General features: G+C 42.5%; 1 pseudogene. It reads left to right on the top strand.

From position 1 onward, the window contains the following. Positions 1-9: 9 nt before the first annotated feature. A pseudogene (locus tag R8N49_RS25235) lies at positions 10-1,031 on the top strand (EAL domain-containing protein); the annotation flags it as partial.

Below are 1,031 nucleotides of genomic sequence, written 5' to 3'. Positions count from 1 at the left end.
TATCAACACATGATTATGTTTGAACTTGGAAACCAAATCTGCGTTTGCTTGTCCGAAAACGACATTTCTTTAGAGATCAATAACACACTCCACCACGCCATCCCTGTTAGTTCAAATGAGTATGCCATTCTTTCAACTATTGCTACTTACGGCAGTTTAAATGCGCCGATCAGTCAGCGCGTTATTGAGAGAAAAATCACTCAACACTACAAGATGGCTTTGCCAGAAAATGGATTTAAAAACGCGGTGGCAGCATTGAGAAAGAAGTTTCGCAAGCTCACGGAAGATCACGTTTCTCCCACGAGAAACATCATAGAAAACATTCACAGGACGGGATATTTCATCCCTTTTACCATGCTACATACTCACCAAAGCGGCATCTATCAACAAAAGAGAATCAACCAACACACGAAAAACAGCGTCAGAAAAGCCCTTCGTATTTGCTTGCGGAATAAAAGGATATACACCGACATCGCTTGGGTGTTGCTGGTTACTACAGCTATCTTTTTCTCGGTCTGCTATTACGCCATCAACAGTATTGTGAAACACAACTATTTAGATAGCGCATTGGACATTGCCGACAGCCTGTCTCAGATGAGTTGCTATGCTGATGAAGACCAACTAAAAGGGTTGTTTGATAACGTAAAGCTCGTTGAATCCAGCATGATGTTGGATCGCTTTAATATCCGCTGCTTGGTCACGCCAGAGGCGGTGGTTCCCGTCAGCCAAAAAGCGTTCAACGAGTGGAGCGATAACAGCAATTACACGACTCAATCCTTCGACATCAACAACGCCACCATTTTAGTTCGTGTGAAAAACATCAACTTACAGAATAACGTGGAGAGCCACATCTCGCGCTTTTTCCTTTCAGGGATGAAGCTTTACACCAACACAGGTACATCGTTCGAAATTGGCAACACCAACGGGCGATACTTTCACTATCAAATTAAAGATACAGGCTATAAAGAGGTGTATTACATCTCAGGACCTTTTAAGAGCATCATTTTGTTGAGCCTGTTCTTTTTAGTGAT

The organism is Vibrio sp. 1978, from assembly GCF_033344345.1.
This window is presented reverse-complemented; position numbering and strand designations above follow the sequence as displayed.